An 18,978-nucleotide genomic window follows, 5' to 3' on the forward strand; every position below is an offset into this window, starting at 1 on the left:
CCGGCGAAGCGGCTAACCCTATGCCGGCGCTTCGGCACGCTCGCAATGTGGCCAGGATCGTCTAATGTGAGCCAAGCATTGGGGCACCGTGGCGTTCGTTCGTCAGAAAAATGACAAACTGGGGGGTAAATGGGCAGCTTCCGATTTCTGCATGCGGCGGACGTGCACTTGGACAGTCCGCTTCACGGCCTCGCGCGCTACGAGGGCATTCCGCTTGAAGATGTCCGCGGCGCGACCCGTGCGGCCTTCGACAACCTGATCGACCTGGCGCTCCGGGAGCATGTCGACTTCCTGGTGATCGCCGGAGACCTATACGACGGCGACTGGAAGCACATGGGGACGGGTCTCTACTTCGCCCACGCCATGGGCCGACTGGACCGAGAAGGCATCCCGGTCTTTCTGCTCGCGGGCAATCACGACGCGGCCTCGGTGATAACCCGCCAGATACCGTGGCCCGCCAACGTGCGGCTTTTCAACAGCCGCCATCCTCAGACCCACCTGCTGCAAGATATCGGCGTGGCGGTGCATGGCCAGAGCTTCGCCACGCCTGCGGTCACGGACAACCTCGTGGCGAAATACCCCGACGCCATCCCGCACGCCTTCAACGTCGGCGTGCTCCACACCGCTCTTTCCGGCGCTCCTGGGCACGCGCCCTACGCCCCCTGCGACATTCCCGACCTGAGGGCGAAGGGCTACGACTATTGGGCCCTGGGACACGTCCACGCCCAGCAGATCGTCTCCACCGAACCGCACGTCGTCTACCCTGGCAACCTTCAGGGACGGAACATCCGCGAGACTGGTCCGAAGGGCGCGGTGCTCGTGGAGGTGGCCGACAGGCAGGTGACCTCCGTTATGCCCGTTGAGCTGGACGTGCTTCGCTGGAGCAGGATCGAGGTGGACTGCACGGGTGCCCGGATGAACTCCGTTACCGACCTGATCCGTTCCGCTCTGGGGTCCGCCTTGCCAAGCGAAGGCGCAGGCCGACCGCTGATCGTCCGTGTGGCGCTTCACGGATCTTCGGAGATCGCGGGCACGCTGAAGGACCGCGCGACAGAACTCCGCGACGAGGTTTGCGCGATCGCGACATCCATCTCGCCCGATCTCTGGATCGAGAAGGTGGCCAGCGAGGTAACCTCACCGCATGCCGCCCAAGAGCCGGAAGCTGGTCTCGACTTCGCCGAGATCATCGACGAGGCGCATTCGGATTCCGAACTCATGGCGGAGCTGAGGACGGAGCTCGAACCGTTCCTCGTCTCAGCCAGGTCCTCTCTTGGAGCGCCCGAGGAGGACGAACTGCGTGCGCTTGCTGAAGCCGGCAGCTGGGACCGCATCCTCGAAGCGAGTGCGACCGCACTGCGGGCTCGCCTGGTGGGTGACGCCTGATGCGGTTCGCCAAGCTCAGTTTGGAGAAGTATGGCCACTTCGAGGATCGCGTCCTCGAGTTTCGATCGGGCGTCTCCGACCTCCATCTCATCTACGGCGCGAACGAGGCCGGCAAGAGCACGTCGATGGCCGCAGTGACGGATCTTCTGTTCGGCATTCCCATACGGTCGCCCTACAACTTCCGCTTCGACTATCCCCTGCTTCGAATTGGCGCCCTGTTGGAGGAGGATGACCGACAGATCGCCGTCCGCAGACGGAAGGGCGGCAGCGGGACGCTGATCGATGCCGACGACAAGCCGATGGACGAGGCGCCACTCCTCCGCATGCTGCGCGGTCAGACAAGGGAGACGTTCGACCGGTCCTTCAGCCTTGATCAGAGCGCACTACGCGAAGGCGGCGAAGCGATGGTGAAGGCGAAGGACGACGCCGGGCAGGCGCTCTTCGCCGCGGGATCAAACCTGACGGCCGTCGCCTCGGTGCTGGCCAAGCTCGAGGACGATGCTGACGGCATCTGGGGCAAGCGTGCCAAGGCCAGCCGCACCTACACCGCCGCCGAGCGCAACCTAGAAGTCAGCCTCCGCACGGTTCGAGACGCCAGCCTCAAGCCGAAGGCGTGGTCGGATGCGCGCGCAGCCTCAGAAGAAGCTAACGCGGCACTGAAGAAGCTTGAGGGTGAGCGGCTGGCACTGAAGCAGGAGCTGCGCTCCTTCGATCGCCTCCGAGGCGTCGCCAGTCTGGTCGAAGCCCGCGCCCGGACGCTGCAGGAGCTTGGCGAACTCGCGAACGTCATCGTCGTCGGCGAGCAGATCGAGGCCCAAGCACGGGAGTGCCTTGACGCACTCGAACGGGCGGAACGCGATCGCACAACGGCGAAGCGGCTCCTGTCGGAGGCCGAAGGGCGAATAGGAGGCGTCGATCTCGACGACGCGGTGCTCGACGCCTCGGAACAGATCGAACGGCTTCTGGAACGGCGCGGAGCCGAGACCAAGGCCGCCGAAGATCTGCCGAGACTCGCCGCGAAGCGTGAGCAGCTCGAAATTCAGGTGAGCAACCTTCACAAGGAATTCGGATCCGCGATTGCGGTCGTGCCAACACGTACTCAGGTGACCGAACTCCGGCAGGTCTTCAATGGCATCGTGTCCGCGCGCGCAGCTGCCGACCAGGCGGAATCGGAGCTTGGGGACGTCCGCTCCAAGCTCGCGCGCCTGGAGCAAAAGCTCATCGAGCTGCCCGCGGACGCGGCCCTGACCACGCTCGTCTCCGCGGTCGATGCGGCCCGGCAGCTTGGCGCCGACTTTGACGAGCGCTGCGACGCGGCAGCCGAAACCTTGAACCGGACCGCTGCCCGGCGGGATGCGCTGCTCGCCCAACTGAAGCCCTGGAGCGGTTCGGCCGGCGAACTGCTCGGGCTACCTTCGCTGTCGGAAGCAGAACTGCAGCAGGCGCGGGATCGCCTCGCGGAACTGGAGGCCGAGCTTAAGAAGGCGTCCACCACTGCCACACGGCTTCGGGACGAGGCCGATACCCTATCGCATCAGATCGAGCGCGGAAGCGCCTCGGATGGAGCGGTGACGATGGAGGCGCTCGCAGCTGCCAGGCAGGTCCGGGACGCGGATTGGGATTTCATCCGGGAGGGACTGACGGCCGGAGCCGTCATTGAGAACGGTCAAAGGCGAGCAGCCGCATACGGCGATCTCGTCGAGAAAGCGGACGCGCTCGCCGATAGGCGCTACTCGTCGGCCGAGGCATCCGGGCGCCTCGCGGAGATGGTCGACCTGCGCAATCGGCTTCTCTTGGAGTCAGAACAAGCCGGCCGCGCCGTGACCGCGGCTGAGGCAGCTCTGAGCGACTTCAGACGCGGGTGGGACGACCGTCTCGCGCGCGTGGGACTTCCGCTTTTTGCGCCGCTCGCGATGGCAGCGTGGCAAGCGGCTCGCACCGAAGTGATCGAGGCATTCGAAGCCGTAGCCGGGGCCGAAGGCGAACTCGCACGTGCTCAAGCTCGCCGGCGGGACGCGTTGGCGGCGCTATGTCGGGCTCTGGACATCGAAGCTCCGACGAATCCGATGATCTTGCCGATCCTAACAGCAGCGGAAGCCGCGCGGACGACACGCGAGGAGCAGGCGCTCGCGAGGAGGGAACTCGAACAGAAGATCGCGAGGCTCGTCGACGAGGCAGACGCCCTGACCAAGTCGATGACCTCCTGCAAGGGGGAGGAGCAGAGGGGCCTTGGGGCCTGGAAGGCCGTGTCGGAGCGCGCCGGGGTCGATCTGCCGGTTGAAGGTGCCGACCTGCGCTTCGAGATCATCGACGAGCTTCGCAGCGCCTCCGAGGAACTGGCCACCCTTCGAACCCGTATCGCCGGGATCGAGCGCGACGCGAACGGCTTCAAGTCCGCCGTGGCGGAGCTTGCGGCCAAGCTCGACTGCGCCCCAGGCGGCAGCGACCCGCTCGACGTCCTGAAAAGTCGTCTTGCGAAGGCCCGGGCCTCCGAGGCGCAGGCCCGGGAGCTCAAGGGCGAGGTGTCGCGTCGATCGGCCGAAGAGGGCGAGGCCGACGCAAAGTCACAAGCGGCCAGAAGCGGCCTCGGGGAAGTCGTGAAACAACTCGCGATCGAAGACACCGACCTCCTCCCGGATCGCCTCGACGCATCATCGCAGGTGCGCGCTTTGCGTGCCAAGGTTCGTGAACTCGAGACGGAGATCGTCGCCAAGGGTGACGGATACGGACTTGAACAGCTGCTCGAAGCGCTCGCCGAGACCACGCCCGACGAGATCGCGTCGCGCAGGGAGCAGGCCAGCAGCGAGGCCGACGCGCTCGACGACACGATCTCCGATGCAGCCAGAACCTACGGCGACACGCGCCGCAGGTTCGAGGACCTCGACGTCGACGGCCACTCAGCCACAGACGCGCAGGCGGACGCCGAGGCGGCGCGTGCAGAGATGGCGGTGCAGGCGGAGGCCTATCTGATGAAGCGCACCCAGGCCGTCATGCTGCGGTGGGCGATCGAAAAGTATCGCAAGAGGCACCAGGACCCGCTGCTCGCCCGTGCGAGCATGATCTTCGAGACGCTGACGCTGGGCCGCTACAAAGGCTTGGACGCCGACATGCAGGACTCGATACCCAGACTGATCGGCCTCTGCGAAGACGGCAAGACGGTCGTGGAAGTGGGACAGATGAGCGAAGGAACGACTGATCAGCTGTTCCTGGCGCTGCGCATCGCGGCGCTTGAACAGTCTGTGGACGCCGGCGTGCGGCTCCCCTTCCTCGCCGACGACCTCTTCGTGAACTTCGACGACGATCGCTCTCGCGCCGGATTTCGCGTGCTCGCGGACTTGTCGCGATCAACGCAGGTCCTGTTCTTCACGCACCACGAGCACTTGGCGGCAATCGCCAAGGAGGTGCTTGGCACGGAGGGATGTTCGGAAATCAGGCTCGCCTAGGCGTGATGGGCCTACTCAGAGCTTGTCGGATCTGTAGTAGCTGAACGCCAGAAAGGCGAAGGCGACTGCCACCTTCGCGGCCCATTCCCAACTCTGATGAATGCTGGCGCTCATAGCGATCAAAGCGATGAAGGCCGCTAGGCTCAGCCAGCCGGGAAGAGTCACGGGCGAGAGGAACAACGTGCCAATGCTGCGGTCGCTGAACCAAGGGCGCCTCATTCGAAAAGCTCCTTGAGGCGATGCGGCTTTCGAGGCCAGCTCGGAAACAGTCGCGAACCAATTCCAACAGGATCCGGCAACGGCCTAGGCTGAGCGGAGCCCTTCCAAGGTCTGCACAATCTTAGAGTGCAGACGCGGCTCGCACACGGATTCCAGCATTGACGCAAGGCTCGCTCGCGCTCCGGCGAAGTCGTGATTGACCAGTTCCAGACGCGCACGCTACCACCATGCCGGACCGTATAGTCCGGAGCGATGGCGGTTGTGCGACGGTAGCTCCAGCGCCCTCCGCCCCCGTCCGGCGTCGCTCAAGAGCACGGATCGAGCGGTCACGATGATCGGTCGTGGGCCGTGAGCGAACGGCCGGCGGGCGAAATCCTTCACCTAGAGTAGTGTCGCGCCGACCGGATTCTCGAGGGCGGAACGCGTCGCGGACGTCACCTTCCGCCGCTTGCCGAGCTCTATCCTGAAGTCGTCGAGCACCTTCAGGTCGGCTTCCATTTCGTCAGGGGACGGCTGCGGTATGTCCCGGCCGGCCGACATGTCGTGGCCTGAGCGTTCCGAGGCTCGCTTCATTGCAAAGAAGATTGTCCGATAGTCATCGTCGGTGACGGTCACCTCCTTGAGCCTACCAGTCATCACATCCGGCACGAATCTTACGACCGTCTTTGCGAAGACTACCTCCTCGACGGCCCGCTCCCAAGATTCACGCAAGTCCGAGTAGAAGTCCTTCGTCTGCCGCCGATATTGGTCCGTGTCGAAGTCGGTTACGCCCTTGAGCTCCTTCGCGCGCGTCCGCAGCGTCTCGATCCGCGCGTTGAGGTCGGCGACCCAGGGCTCGCAATTCTCGCGGATCACGCCGAAGCCCTCAGACTGCGTCTTGACGACGAGCGACTTGATCAGCGGCGCGGCGTCTCCTGCCCTGGCGGCCTCCGACACAACTTCGTTGAAGAACACAAGGTTGTGCGTGAAGATGATGACCTGCCGCCCCTTCTTCGCCTCGGCGACAAGACGGTGCGCGACCTTGCGGATGCGCAGGTGGTCGAGCGAGGAGACGGGGTCGTCGACAATGATGCCGTAGCGCGCGTCGTCGCCTCCAATCTCGGCGAGGAAGCAGGCGAGCGCGAGCGCCCGCTGCTCGCCCTCTGAGAGCACCTGGTTGTTCTTCACCGTACCGGCGCCATGCAGGCCGACCGAGAACAGGCTCTTGCCGGCCGAGCTGGAGTCGCTGACCTTGAACGGGAGATGGGTGAGGTCGAGCGCGGTGATCTCCTCCGCGATCCTCCGTTCGAGCTCCTCGGTGACGAGCTGCTTGCGCAGGGCGGTGATCTGCGCCGAGATCAACCGTGTCGCCACCTGGGCCTGGCATCCCGTCAGCGACCGCTGCTCCGTGACGTCCCGCAAGCGCTGCAGGACCGTCTCCAGGTCATTGGCGAGCTTCGCCCGGTCCTTGAGTTCGGAAAGCCGCTTTCGCTTGGCGTCCAGCACCTCGGTGTGCGAGGCGCTCCGCTGGAGCGAGGCGGCCTCGTCCTCGAGGCGCGTGAATTCCGCCGCGACCGTCTCCGCGAGCGCGGTTACGTCCGACGCCGGTGCAGGTGTCACCGTCTCGTCCAGCAGTGCGGCGCGCCTCGCCTCGAACCCGGCCAGCGCCTTGAGGATGTCGGCAACGGTCGTGGCGCGGGTCGCATCGAGCTGTCCGTATCCGGCCAGGGTCTCCTCGACGACGGATGCCTCCGGCACCTTGACCTGCTCGACCTGCGCCAGGAGCGTCTTCACGGCGACGCGCGCGCCATCGGCGCGCTTCGCGGCCTCGCCACTGACGAAGTCGTTGAACCGGGCCAGCCGGGCGGCGCCCGTCGGGGTGAGCGGCTCGAGGCACAGGACGCACAGGTCGCCGGTCGCGTCAGGCAGACGCGCGGGCGGGGTTTCCGGTCCGACGGCGACGAACCGCCGCGCCGCCTCGTACAGGATCCGCCAGGCATCGCCGCCAACGTTCGCGACGGGTTCGCCTGCGAAACTGGCGGTCGCCGCGATCCTCTCCGCCTCCACCGCCTGGGCCAGCTCGCGCCGCGCTGACGCGATCGTCTCACCGACCTTGTCCGAGAGTCCGTCCCGGAGGGTGGCCAGCACCTCGCCCACGCGCTTCAGTACGGTGATGGCGCGTCTGCGGGTCGCCGCAAGCGCGACCGGATCGGCGGCGAGCTCGGCTTCAAGTCGGGCGAGTTCGGCGAGTTCCGGCTCCCTCAGCTCGGACAGTCTGCGAATCGCGTCCTCGCTGGGCAGCGAGGGGGCCTTGGGATCCAGCTTGGCGAGGGTCAGCGCGACGGCGCTACCTGGGGTGTATCCGGCCGGCAGCGGGATCCGCAGCCGCGGCGCGAGCGCCTTCTCGTCCGCCGAGAACCCCGTTGCCATCCGTTGGCACAGCTCGCCGTGGTGCTCGAGGATCGCGAGCTCGCGCGGCAGGTATGCGATCCGGTTACCGCTATCGACGTAGAGCCGGGCGTTGTGGCTGTCGAACACTGAGATCTGACGGAGTTGCGAGGGAGGTGGCGTTGCGGGATCCCAATCGATCTCGGTCACCGCGTCGTCGCCGACCTGGTAGCGCACCTGCACCCGCATCGGCCCGCCGCCGACGTCGAACACGTTCCCCCGCAGGTGGTCCGAGGTCAGGCTCCGGCAAAGCCGCTTGGCGATGCGGGTGTATCCGCTCTTCCCGCTTCCGTTTTCCCCGTAAACCAACGTGATGCCCACACCGGCCATGCGCAGCTTCTGGCCACCGGCGAGGCGGTCGATGTTCTGCACGGGACCGAGCTGCGCGAGCACGGTCCGCCGCGCATCGCCTGAGCCGCCACCGAGATGCGAAGCGTCGATCTCGGTTATGGGGTGGGGTGAAGAGCCGGCGCCGGCCGCGGCACGCACGTTGTCGAGGACGCAGTCGGCGTCCTCCGGCTCGAGGGAGTGATCCGGTGCGACGGCGATCCGCCGCAGGCTGTCCTTCACCCAGTTAGGCTGCTCGGCAGCCCAACCCATTAGATCCTTGGCCATTTCCCGTACCCCCCGTCTCCCGTCGATCCAGAATGATTGACTCTGGTAACGGACGCAAGCGGGTTGCGGCGGGAAGCGCTCTCGCGTTCAGCGAAGCGCGGCCCGTCTATTGAACGGCAGCTTGCGGGAGCGCTTCGCGTCCTCCGGAGCGGCCGCTTTGGGGGCGCGTTGCCGTCGACGTGCAGCGGCCACATGAATGGCCGCCTTGGTCACGTCACTAAGGTGCATATCCTTGCCGCTGTGCGGGAAGCTATCAACAATGAAGCCACCGAGCGGATTGCGAGCTTGAGGAAAACGGAGATGGCACAGGACGCCGGAGCGGTTTCTGGTTGAAATCGGCTGGCTCCCGACCGTGCTGCGCACAACGCGACCCGCATAATTCGATGCCGAGCAGGAAGCCAGCACGACTCGCGTCAACGAAATAAGGGCCGGGAGAACTCTCCCGAATGTTGCGCTTATTCGGCCGCAATGGCGAAAGATCAGCCTGAACGCCAACACCGGCTTAAAAACCGGCTTAATTTACAAATTTAAGCCGGTGCGGATTGTGTCTTGGCGGTATTTTGATTGATATTTCAGGAAGTTAAATGGCGCGCCCGAAAGGATTCGAACCTCTGACCCCCAGATTCGTAGTCTGGTGCTCTATCCAGCTGAGCTACGGGCGCGGACTCGACCGGGATGGTGTTTCGCAACCCGACGATGAGGCGTGTTAGTAGCCATGAGTCGGGTCGTTGGCAAGTCCTAACTGGCGAATTTATGTAAATTAGCCGGCGATGCGCCTTCAATGCGTTGATGCAAAGAGGAAAAATGCGTCATCCACCGATGGCCGGGAGGCGGATCACGAAACAGGCGCCGGGCGTGTCCGGCTCGAGGGTGATGCTGCCGCCATGCAGCCGTATCAGCTCCGCTGCGATCGGCAGGCCGAGGCCGGAGCCGCCGGGACGGGTCGTGCCCCTGAACGCCTCGAACAGCCGGTCCCGCGCCGGCGGTGACAGGCCGGGGCCGTCGTCGGCGAAGCGGATCAGAACCTCCTTGCCCCTGCCGCCGCTGGCGTTATTCCCGTCCGCCGGCACCGTGCGGGCACTGACGGAGATGGTGCGGAAAAGGGGGGGAGGTTCGGATCCCGGGACAGGGTAAACGACGGCAGACAGATCCTGCTCCAGCGCTTGCACCGCGTTTCGCCCCAGGTTGAGCAGCACGCGCGAGATCTGGTCCGGATCCGCGTCGAGCGTCAGATCGGCCGGGATATCGGCGACGAGGCGGATGCCGGGGTGGTCGCCGAGGCCGAGATTGTCGCGCAGTTCGTCGATCAGAGGCAGCAGCTTGATCGGCCGGCGCTGCGGCAGCGCCTCGTTGACCCGCCCGTAGGAAAGCGCCGATTCGCAGAAGGCGATGGCGCGGTCGAGGGTGGCGATGAGACGCGGCGCGAAGCGCTCCACCACCGGATCGGACACCTGCGCCAGACGGTCCGACATGAGCTGCGCCGCGGTCAGAAGATTGCGCAGCTCATGGCTGATCTTCGACACCGCGAGGCCGAGCGCCGCCAGGCGCTGCTGCTGGCGCAGCTCGGTGGCGAGCGTCCGCTCCATGCGTTCCAGCGCGCGCTCCGCGGCGCCGATCTCGTCCCCGTTCCCGGAGGGCACGATGATGCGCTCCGGATTGCCCGGTTCGCGCTCGAAGGCGGTGATGTGGACCGCAAGCCGGCGCACGGGGCGCACGATCAGCCGCATCAGCGCCAGATAGAGCGCCACCGCCGTCGCGCCCCACACCAGAAGCGATACGCCCGCCACCCGCACCGCGAAGGCGAGCATGGCCGATCTCAGCGGCGCGGGGTCCATGATCAGCTCGACGAAGGCGATGTCGCCCATGCCGTCGCCGATCACGCGGATGGCATCGTCGTCGCGGACGGTCAGGTCCGCCAGCGTGTCGTGCATCTGCGCCGCCCAGCTGGCGTCACGCATGTCGTAGGTGCGCAGGACCTCGGTCGGCATGGTGTCGTTGGACAGCAGATGGCGCGCGCCGCCGCCGCTCAGGGCGATGCCCATGACGCCGACGCCGTTGAGCAGCTTCTCCTCGATCGCCGGCGACACGGAGGCGTCGGGCGCGGCCTCCAGCACCAACGCCGCGATCTGGGCCGCCGACAGCCGGTCGTTGAGCCAGCTGCGCCGGAAGGCCGTCATGGCCGGAACGAACACCAGCGCCTCCACGGCGAGCGCGAAAACCAGCATCAGCACGAGCAGGCGCGCCGACAGCCCCATGCCACCGCCACCCTCGGCAGCCTTGTCCGCAGAGGCCGCCGAACGGGGCTGTCCGCCAGGGGGAGAACGGGCGCCGCCGCCCCGGTCGATATCGGGCTGCCCCTCTTGCCTGGCTGCGTCCTGATCCATGACCATGCCTCAGCCGCGGATTTTCCGCCACAGGCGCGCGAGGCGCAGCAACAGACTGCCGGCGAGCGGCCAGCCGAAAACGGCAAGCCGCGTGGCGCGGCGGGTGAGACTGTGGCGGGCGATGTCCGGAAAGGCGAGCCCGCCCACATCGTCGAGCTTCAGCCGGCGGCTGATCGCCAGCGACCACAGGCCCGCGATCTCCATCGCGCTGTCGCCCGCGATCGCGCAGCCGACGATGCGCCGGTCCCTCGACGCGATAATTTTCAGCTCCCCGGCCGGTGCCCCCAGGCCACGATGGCGCGCCAGCCGCGAGAGATGGTGCGCGTAGGGCGTGCGCACGATGCTGATGCGCCCATGGACGCGCCGGGCGGCGCTTTCATCGAGCCCTACGATGGCGATCTCCGGCGTCGTCGGGATGGCGCGTATCGGCACGACCTTCACCGGCATGCGGCGGTGCAGCACGCTGTCGACGATGAAATCCGCATCCCTCTCCAGCCGGAACGAGAACATGTCCCGGCCGACGTCGGCGCCGATCGCCTGAACGCGCCGGTTCGAGGTGTAGAACGCGGCGTCGAGCGCCGGGGCTTCGCCGTCGAGCGTTATCTGCGCCGCCGTCCAGTCAGGATCGGTGAAGCGCGTGCGCAGCCGGGGGGCGAGCAGCACCTGCGCCGGATCGAGAAACAGCGGGCCGCTGCCGTCAACGCCGTGAACGACGGCCTCCCTGCCGCGCGCCTCGATTCGCGTCACCGTCGCGTCGAGGCGCACGGCGACGCCGTCGTGGCCAAGGCCCATCAGCGCGAGCCGCAGGATCTCGTCGTCGAGGCGGCGCGGATCGTCGTGCGGGGAGGGCAGCAGCGTCACCGAAGCGCCCAGCCGGCGGTGCGCCTGGGCCAGCGCGAGTCCCGTGTCCGACAGGCCGATGACGACGAGCCGCCCGATAGGGCGCGAGCCGACGAGAGGGCGGTCGGGCGTCAGGTAGTCGATCTCGTTGATGCCGGGGATGAGCGGCAGGTCCCATTCGAGATCCGGCGCCAGCACGAATCTGCGCGCGACGACGCGCCGGTCGCCGACCCGCAGGGCCCGCGCATCCTCGAACGCCGCCGGTTCCGTCAGGATCGATACCTGCAGCGCCAGCAGCCGCGCGTCGGCGGTGCGTCCGGCGAGCGCCTCGCCGACCAGATGGAGGTGGCGCACCAGCCCTTCGCCGGACAGACGCGTCTCCGCGGCCGGCGTCGTGTCGTCGTCGCGCAGCCTGAGCGCATCGACGATGCGCGACGCATGGGCGAGATTGGCTGCCTCGATCAGCGCGAGGGGGGCGGAGAGCAGGCCCGGCAGTCCGGCGGGCGCGTCGGGAGGCGCGACGAGCAACGCGGATGCCCCGGCCTCCGCCGCCTTCACGGCCACGAGCCGCGCCGCGACCCCGGAGCCGAGGATGCAGAAATCGACCTTGCGCGTCTCGGACGCGGGCGTTTTCGCGCTGCGCCCGGCCGTCGACGCCGGCGCGGACGACGACATTGCCGCCGTCGCGCGCTCCTCGGGCGCGGGGGCGGCTGCGGTCCGGCCCGCGGGGGGCAGGGCCGCGTTGCCAAGGGCGTCCATGTTGCGCGACTGCGTCATCGCGCGCTCCGGGAACGGCCGGCGGGAGAAAAAAGCGCCGTCCGGCGGCGCGGATGGATCATGCGCGCGCGCCTCCGGCATGCTTCCGGCGGGTATCCCTTGTGGATGCGAGCGATTGCGTGGCTCATCCACTGCCCTCTTTCGGTCCGCATAAGATGACTGGCCTGCAAATGATGACCCCCGAACGACGATCCAGATGCGTGGCGCACGCACATTCCGTGATACCCGACAATCGGTTTGCTCGCAAAAGGAAACCCGCAAAGGGAAATCCCGCCGCCGCACGGTCCGCGCCCGTCAGAGGCGGCATGCGTGCGCGGCGGGGTGCAAGTCGACGTTGACTTTCGTGATGATTCCCGCCATAAGGCGCATTCGGTATGGCGGTGCCTGTCATGGGCGCCGTTTGTCGTTTTGTGACGACCGATATCACCAATTTTTACTGTTCGCCCCCGACATACGGTGGCGATACAGGGCGCGCGCGAACCGATCGCACGCGTTTTTCCGTTGTTTGTGCGACCGGAGTTCAGGGCCGTGAAAAGGACTTATCAACCGAGCAAGATCGTTCGCAAGCGCCGCCATGGCTTCCGCGCGCGCATGGAGACCAAGGGCGGCCGCGCCGTTATCGCCGCGCGCCGCGCCCGTGGCCGCAAGCGCCTCAGCGCCTGATCCGCGTGCCGGTCCGGGGAGCCGGACGGCCCCTCCGTGCCCTTCGGCACGGGCGGCGTGTCGGGGGGTGGTTCGCGCCATGGGGCATGCCGCCGGCGCTGTCGGGCGGCAGGCCTCGGAAGTCCCCGGGGCAGGGGTATTTGTCGTGAACGATGTCCGTGAGTCCCGGATCGACGATGGGCGGAACGCACGAGCGGGTTCGTCCGGGGCTGTCGCTCCCGCGCTCGCCTGTGGCCGATTGCCGCGCCTTCTCAAGCGGGCGGAGTTTCTGGCGGCCGCTGCTGGCGGGCGCGTCCATTCCAGCCGCATGACGGTGCAGATCCTGCAGCGCCCCGCGCCGAAGGCGGACGACGGAAAGCCGGCCGGCGCCGGGATTCGCGGACCGCGTTTCGGCCTGACGGTGACGAAGAAGACCGCCAACGCCGTCGGCCGCAACCGCATCCGGCGCAGGTTGCGCGGATTGCTGTGCAAGTTGCGGCCGTCCTGGCCGAAGGGCGATATCGATTTCGTCATCATCGGCCGGGCCGAGATGCTGACGGCAAAGGCGGACGTGATCGAAGCGGACCTCAAACGGGCCTTTTCCTCGCCACCGCGACAGGGTAATCCTCGTGGCCGGCAGGGCCGGACGCCGCCGAAGGGGCGCGGCAAGGGTGATGCCCGTTTACGCAACGCTATACAGCAAGATCCTACGGGTGGTTCATGAGCGGCGACCATAAGAATTTGATTCTGGCCATCACGCTGTCGTTCGTGATTCTGCTCGGCTGGCAGTATTTCTTCGCGGAGAAGCTCGCGCCTCCCGTCCAGCAGGCGACCCAGACCCAGACCCAGACCCAGACTCAGACCCAGATCCAGGCGCCCGCGCCGGCCCCCGGTTCGGCGGTGCCGGTTCCGCAGGCGTCGGTGTCCGAACCCGCGTCCGGCGGGGTGCCGGCCGTGACGGTGCCGCGCGATCAGGCGGTGGCCAGCGGCGCCCGCGTGATCATCGACACGCCCAAGATCAAGGGGTCGCTCTCGCTCACCGGCGGGCGCATCGACGACGTGTCGCTGCGCGCCTATCGGGAGACCGTCGATCCGCACAGCCCCAACATCGTGCTGCTGTCGCCGGCCTCGAGCCCGGACCCGTATTACGCCGACTTCGGCTGGGTCACCGGCGACGGCCGCGCCGTGCCCGTGCCCTCGCCCACGACGGAATGGACCGCCGACCGGGAGCGCCTGACGCCCGAGGCGCCGGTGACGCTGACCTGGGATAACGGTGAGGGGCTGATTTTCCGCCGCACCATCGCCGTCGACGACGACGCGATGTTCACCGTTACCGACAGTGTCGAGAACACCGGCGGCGAGGCGCTGACGCTCCATCCGTGGTCGCTGGTGTCGCGCCGCGGCACGCCGAAGACGGAAAACTTCTACCTGCTGCACGAGGGCATGATCGGCGTTCTCGGCGAGGCCGGCCTCAAGGAAATCAAGTACGCCGATCTGGCGAAGGAGGAGCCGCTCGCCACCGGCGGCACCGGCGTGGCGTTCCCCGACACCACCGGCGGCTTCCTCGGCATCACCGACAAATATTGGGCGACGGCGCTCGTCCCCGGGCAGGAGACGCCCTACACGGGCCGGTTCTCCCTGCGCACCGCCGCGAACGGCCAGCCGATCTATCAGGCGGACCTGCTCGGGCCGGGGCAGGCGCTGGCACCCGGCGAGCGCATCGAGAACCGCGTGCACCTCTTCGCCGGCGCGAAAGAAGTGAGCGCGATCTCCCGGTACGAGAGCCAGATCGGCATCAAGAATTTCGACCTGCTGATCGACTGGGGCTGGTTCTACTTCATCACCAAGCCCATGTTCTGGCTGCTCGATTTCTTCTATCGGCTCACCGGCAACTTCGGCGTGGCGATCCTGATCGTGACCGTGCTGGTCAAGCTCGCGTTCCTGCCGCTCGCCAACCGCTCCTACGCTTCCATGGCGAAGATGAAGGCGGTGCAGCCCGAGATGACCGCCATCCGCGATCGCTACAAGGACGACCGCACCAAGCAGCAGCAGGCGCTGATGGAGCTCTACAAGAAGGAGAAGATCAACCCCATCGCCGGCTGCTGGCCGATGCTGGTGCAGATCCCGGTGTTCTTCGCGCTCTACAAGGTGCTGTTCATCACCATCGAGATGCGCCACGCGCACTTCTTCGGCTGGATCAGGGACCTCTCCGCGCCCGATCCGCTGCCGATCCTGACGCTGTTCGGCCTCATCCCGTGGGATCCGGGGCAGGTGCCGATCCTGGGGCCGTTCCTGATCATCGGCCTCTGGCCCGTGATCATGGGCGTCACCATGTTCGTCCAGATGAAGATGAACCCGGCGCCGCCGGATCCGATCCAGCAGACGATGTTCACCTGGATGCCGATTCTGTTCACCTTCATGCTGGCATCGTTCCCGGCCGGCCTCGTCATCTACTGGTCGTGGAACAACCTGCTGTCGGTGATCCAGCAGGGCTACATCATGCGCAAGAACGGCGTGAAGATCGAGTTGTGGGACAACCTGCGCGCCATGTTCCGCAAGAAGGAACCAAAGCAGGGGTAACCGCGCGGGCAGGCTGTCTCCGGCGCTTCGCCTAGCGCCGGAACGGCCGTGCCATGCGACAGACGCACATGACCGATCATTCAGAATACGACGATATCGCGCGCAAGCTGTTTTCCGGCTCGGCGGAATTCTTCTGGGCCACGGGGTCGCTGGGCGGCCTGCCGCCCATGCACGGGGTGGAGATCGCCTTCGCGGGCCGCTCGAACGTCGGCAAGTCGAGCCTCGTCAATGCGCTCACGCGCCGCAAGGCGCTGGCGCGCACGTCGAACACGCCTGGGCGCACGCAGGAGCTCAACTTCTTCCGCATCGGCGAGGGGCAGCAGGACGCCTTCACGCTCGTCGACATGCCGGGCTATGGCTATGCGGCGGTCGGCAAGGAGAAGGTCGCGGCCTGGACCGACCTCATCTACGCCTATCTGCGCGGGCGCGCCAATCTCGCCCGCGTCTATGTGCTGATCGACGCCCGCCACGGCCTGAAGGACAACGACCTCAAGGTGCTCGACAGCCTCGACAAGGCGGCCGTGTCGTATCAGATCGTCCTCACCAAGGCGGATGCGCTCAAGCCCGGCCAGCTTGCGGAACGCGTCCGGACCACCGAGGAAGCCATTATCCGCCGTCCGGCTGCCTATCCGGGCGTCATCGCCACGTCGAGCCGCACGGGCGAGGGCGCGGCGACGCTGCAGGCGGCCATCGCCCGGCTGCTGCGCGAACGGGCGGGGTGAGAACGGGCAGGGTGAGGCCGGAGAGGCGTTGCGGCGTCAGCTTCCCTCGAAGCTGGCGAGCCCCTGGAACGCGCGGATGCTTTCCCCGCCGAAATCCCGTTTGCCATCGCTCGTCCGGTCGAGGGTGATGGCGCTCATCAGCTCCCGGCCGCCCTTGAAATAGCCGAGGAACTTGGCAAGCCGTTTCGTCGCCTTCAGCTTGTATCCCGGCAGGCCCGTGTTCAGCTTCTGCAGCTCGATGTTGCCGCTTTCCATGGCGAGGCGATAGAAGTTGCCGCGCTGCTCGTCGTCGCGGTCGGTGTCGGGCTGCGGCACCTCGCCCGTGGCCTCGATCAGCCAGGCGAGATGCTTCGCCTCGATATCGAGCTCGCCGGTGCGGTCCTTGCCGCTCTTGCAGTTGAAGTCGGCATGGGCACCGATCATGTGCGTGAGCACGGCAAGCCGCGTCACCAGCTTGTAAGGCTCGGCGCCGGCCCTGCGCCAGGCGCCGGTGTGCCACAGGTCGGCGACCTGATACGCCAGCGTCTCGACCGTGCGCGCGTAAGGATGGGCCTTCAGCCACTCCCCGACCTGCCCGCCAATGCGGCCTCGGGGATCGGTCGCCAGCTCGCCGATCACCGCCTGCATGGCGCGGGTGTTGCGCGCGCGAACCTCGTCCCGATCGGAGGAACCGAACAGAAACTCGAGATCGTTGACGCCGAAGTTGAAATCGTTCACCTCGACGTCGACATGCACTTTCCGACCGTTCGGCCCGCCGACGTCGATTCCGTTCCGCCGTATGTGGTTCCAGGCTTCGTATTGATCGCGCACCATGGCGAGTTCGTCGCCGCCGCCTGTTGAATCGCCCTTGCAGCTTCGGAACCAGCCGAGAATGCCGCGGGCCGTGTCCGGAGTCAGCAGGCTGATCGTGTTGATGCTGATCGATATCGGCCTGCCGGCTTCCGCCGCCCGCAGCTTCTCCGGATGCGAGGCGAGGGCGGCCAGCGCGACTTCGCGTGCGCGCGAAATCGCGGCCGCTTTCTTCAGCTTGTCGGTGCAAACGCTGCGGAAGCCGCTGTCTGTCCGGATGCGGCCCACCACGGACTGCAATTCCTCATCCGTCGGCGGCAGCGGCGATGGCGCCGGCAGCAATGAGAGCGGGATCGCCTTAGGCCCTAGGGCGGAGATGGCGGATTCGGCCGCCGGTCCGTCGGGATAAGGCGCATCCATTGCGTTTCGATCGGGGAACAGGTATCCGATCGTGGCCTTGAGGTCGGCGTCGTCCATCTCCCGCAGTGCGTTGGGCGAGATATCGTAGGCCGACAGCGTGCCGTGGCGGGTGGCGTTGAAGAGCTCCTTTCCACTCTCGTCCAGCAGCCGGGTCTGCGCCAGATTGGTGGGATGGCGGTAATCGGCCGACTGGTGGCAGTTCACGCCATCCTGCGCGCCCGTCTCCCCATCGACCAGCTCCGGAAAGACGGGAGTGCCGGAGGTCCGGCGCAAGCCTGCCTGCGGGGTGAGCTCGCTCTTCAGGTTGCATACGCGGTCGCCATGGACGAGTTGGACCGGCCGGCTGATATTGGCCCAGTCGCGGCTGTCGCGCACCTCGATCTTGGTTTTTCGATAAAGCTTTTCCAGCTTCCGGCCCGGATCGATGCCGAGTTTCGTGAACAGCTTGTCCAGAAACGTCGTCATGATGTGTTCCTCGCGCGCCTCGGGCGAGGACAGGGGCAGTCCCGAAGGGTCGAGCACCTCGTCGGGCTGTGAATCCGGCCCCTCTGCCGCGAGAAGCGGCGTGTGCTCCTCGCCGCTCGGCTCCTCGGACGGGAAGGGATCATCTCCGTCGTTGCCGTCCAGAGCCGGGGGGACGATGGAGCGCACGATGGCGTCGAGGCGCGCGGCGATCGCCGGCGCTTTCTTCTCCATCTTGGCGGTGGAGCGGTAGGCGTACTTGCCCTTGCTGCCCATGATCGCCTGAATGTCATGCTTCGTCAGCGTCGTGCCGTCCGTCTGCCGCGCCATGGCCGCTTCGCGATCGCTCAATACGGCTCTGGCCTCCATAAGGGCTGTTTTCTGCTCATCGGAAAGAACGTCGTCCTGCTCGATCAGTATCCGGTCGATCACGCCGATCGCGGCCGCGGTGGAATAGGCCTTCGCCTCGAAAGCCGTCTTCCGGCTCAGGGGATTGAGCTCGATGTCCAGCTTCAGGATGGCCATGCGCGTTTCGATGTTCTTTCTGAGGGAGCCGAGCCCGGCGATGAGTTCGTTCCGCTCGGCCAACGCCTTGTCGAAACCATCATCGTCATTCAGCGCCTCGATCCTCAGGGGAATATCGTCCGGGTTGGCGGCAATGTTCTCAAGGTTCTCGTAAACGGACTCAAGCTTCTGTTTTAGGCACTCTGCATCATCCGCGCTCGACGGCGTCAGCTTCAGCAGGCGCAAGCCCTCCTTGATCAGGTCACCAATCGTGCCCGTCGTGTCTCCATCGGCTACGATCCGGCACGGGGGCGGGAGCTGGTTGGCGCGGTAGCGATGCGCGTTCGCGACCTCGGCTTTCAGCTCCCGCAGCAGCCCGGCGACTTTCTGGCGAAAGGCGGTCTCCTGCGGGCCCAGGCCACCGTCGGCGATGGAAGCCGCGCCGCGGTCGAGCATGTCTTCGATCGCCTTCAGGTCGTCCATATACCGTTGCAGGACATTCGCGTCGTTGAACCTGGGCGCGGCATCCAGAATAATTGCGGCGTTCGCGATGATCCTGAGCGCGTGGTGGATGTCCTCGGGCATTTCGTTCCCGATGTCCAGCGCCTCGTCGACGAGAGCGATCGCGTTCTCCGCCATCCTGTCATGACGCCTGATATCAGACGACGCAGCAGCGTTTTCCGCAAAGTAGCTATCGCAGAACTGCGCCACCGCTTTAATGTCATTTTCGGTCAGAGGAGACAGTGCCGGAGCAGCATCAACCATATCCAC

11 protein-coding genes and 1 tRNA gene are annotated in these 18,978 nt (G+C 66.4%); 6 read left to right on the forward strand and 6 right to left on the reverse strand.

The window, feature by feature from the left end:
* Positions 1 to 129: 129 nt before the first annotated feature.
* A complete protein-coding gene (locus tag ACUSIJ_RS14515; RefSeq protein ID WP_449309118.1) occupies positions 130 to 1,383 on the forward strand; it encodes a metallophosphoesterase family protein in 1,254 nt (417 codons plus the stop codon).
* A complete protein-coding gene (locus ACUSIJ_RS14520; protein WP_449309119.1) occupies positions 1,383 to 4,826 on the forward strand; it encodes an AAA family ATPase in 3,444 nt (1,147 codons plus the stop codon). Before ACUSIJ_RS14515 ends, ACUSIJ_RS14520 begins: the two co-directional genes overlap by 1 nt.
* A 15-nt stretch (positions 4,827 to 4,841) precedes the next feature.
* Here the strand turns inward: ACUSIJ_RS14520 and ACUSIJ_RS14525 are convergent, their stop codons facing one another.
* The 5 genes from ACUSIJ_RS14525 to ACUSIJ_RS14545 all read right to left on the reverse strand — a co-directional run bounded on the left by ACUSIJ_RS14525 (position 4,842) and on the right by ACUSIJ_RS14545 (position 12,088).
* A complete protein-coding gene (locus tag ACUSIJ_RS14525; protein WP_449309120.1) occupies positions 4,842 to 5,045 on the reverse strand; it encodes a hypothetical protein in 204 nt (67 codons plus the stop codon).
* Between the two features lie 381 nt (positions 5,046 to 5,426).
* Complete coding sequence (locus ACUSIJ_RS14530) at positions 5,427 to 8,087, reverse strand: AAA family ATPase (protein ID WP_449309121.1); 2,661 nt, start codon at positions 8,085 to 8,087, stop codon at positions 5,427 to 5,429.
* Positions 8,088 to 8,672: 585 nt separating this feature from the next.
* A tRNA-Arg gene (locus tag ACUSIJ_RS14535) sits at positions 8,673 to 8,749 on the reverse strand.
* A gap of 147 nt (positions 8,750 to 8,896) precedes the next feature.
* A complete protein-coding gene (locus tag ACUSIJ_RS14540; RefSeq protein WP_449309122.1) occupies positions 8,897 to 10,471 on the reverse strand; it encodes an ATP-binding protein in 1,575 nt (524 codons plus the stop codon).
* Between the two features lie 9 nt (positions 10,472 to 10,480).
* Positions 10,481 to 12,088 (reverse strand): FAD-dependent oxidoreductase, encoded by a 1,608-nt coding sequence (locus tag ACUSIJ_RS14545; RefSeq protein WP_449309123.1) that lies wholly within the window; start codon positions 12,086 to 12,088, stop codon positions 10,481 to 10,483.
* A gap of 528 nt (positions 12,089 to 12,616) precedes the next feature.
* Here ACUSIJ_RS14545 and rpmH point away from each other — a divergent pair.
* The 4 genes from rpmH (at position 12,617) to yihA (ending at position 16,032) form a co-directional block, all read left to right on the forward strand.
* The gene (gene rpmH / locus ACUSIJ_RS14550) at positions 12,617 to 12,751 is read left to right on the forward strand and encodes a 50S ribosomal protein L34 (protein ID WP_449309124.1); all 135 of its coding nucleotides are present in this window, start codon (positions 12,617 to 12,619) and stop codon (positions 12,749 to 12,751) included.
* Between the two features lie 79 nt (positions 12,752 to 12,830).
* Positions 12,831 to 13,454: a ribonuclease P protein component gene (gene rnpA, locus ACUSIJ_RS14555; protein ID WP_449309125.1), complete on the forward strand. Its 624-nt coding sequence runs from the start codon at positions 12,831 to 12,833 to the stop codon at positions 13,452 to 13,454.
* Complete coding sequence (gene yidC / locus ACUSIJ_RS14560) at positions 13,451 to 15,310, forward strand: membrane protein insertase YidC (protein WP_449309126.1); 1,860 nt, start codon at positions 13,451 to 13,453, stop codon at positions 15,308 to 15,310. Before rnpA ends, yidC begins: the two co-directional genes overlap by 4 nt.
* Before the next feature lie 68 nt (positions 15,311 to 15,378).
* A complete protein-coding gene (gene yihA / locus ACUSIJ_RS14565; protein WP_449309127.1) occupies positions 15,379 to 16,032 on the forward strand; it encodes a ribosome biogenesis GTP-binding protein YihA/YsxC in 654 nt (217 codons plus the stop codon).
* 36 nt (positions 16,033 to 16,068) lie between these two features.
* Here the strand turns inward: yihA and ACUSIJ_RS14570 are convergent, their stop codons facing one another.
* Positions 16,069 to 18,846, reverse strand: coding sequence for an inositol phosphate phosphatase SopB (locus tag ACUSIJ_RS14570; protein WP_449309128.1), 2,778 nt, complete (start codon positions 18,844 to 18,846; stop codon positions 16,069 to 16,071).
* Positions 18,847 to 18,978: the final 132 nt, after the last annotated feature.

It is taken from the genome of Pseudochelatococcus sp. B33 (assembly GCF_053570585.1).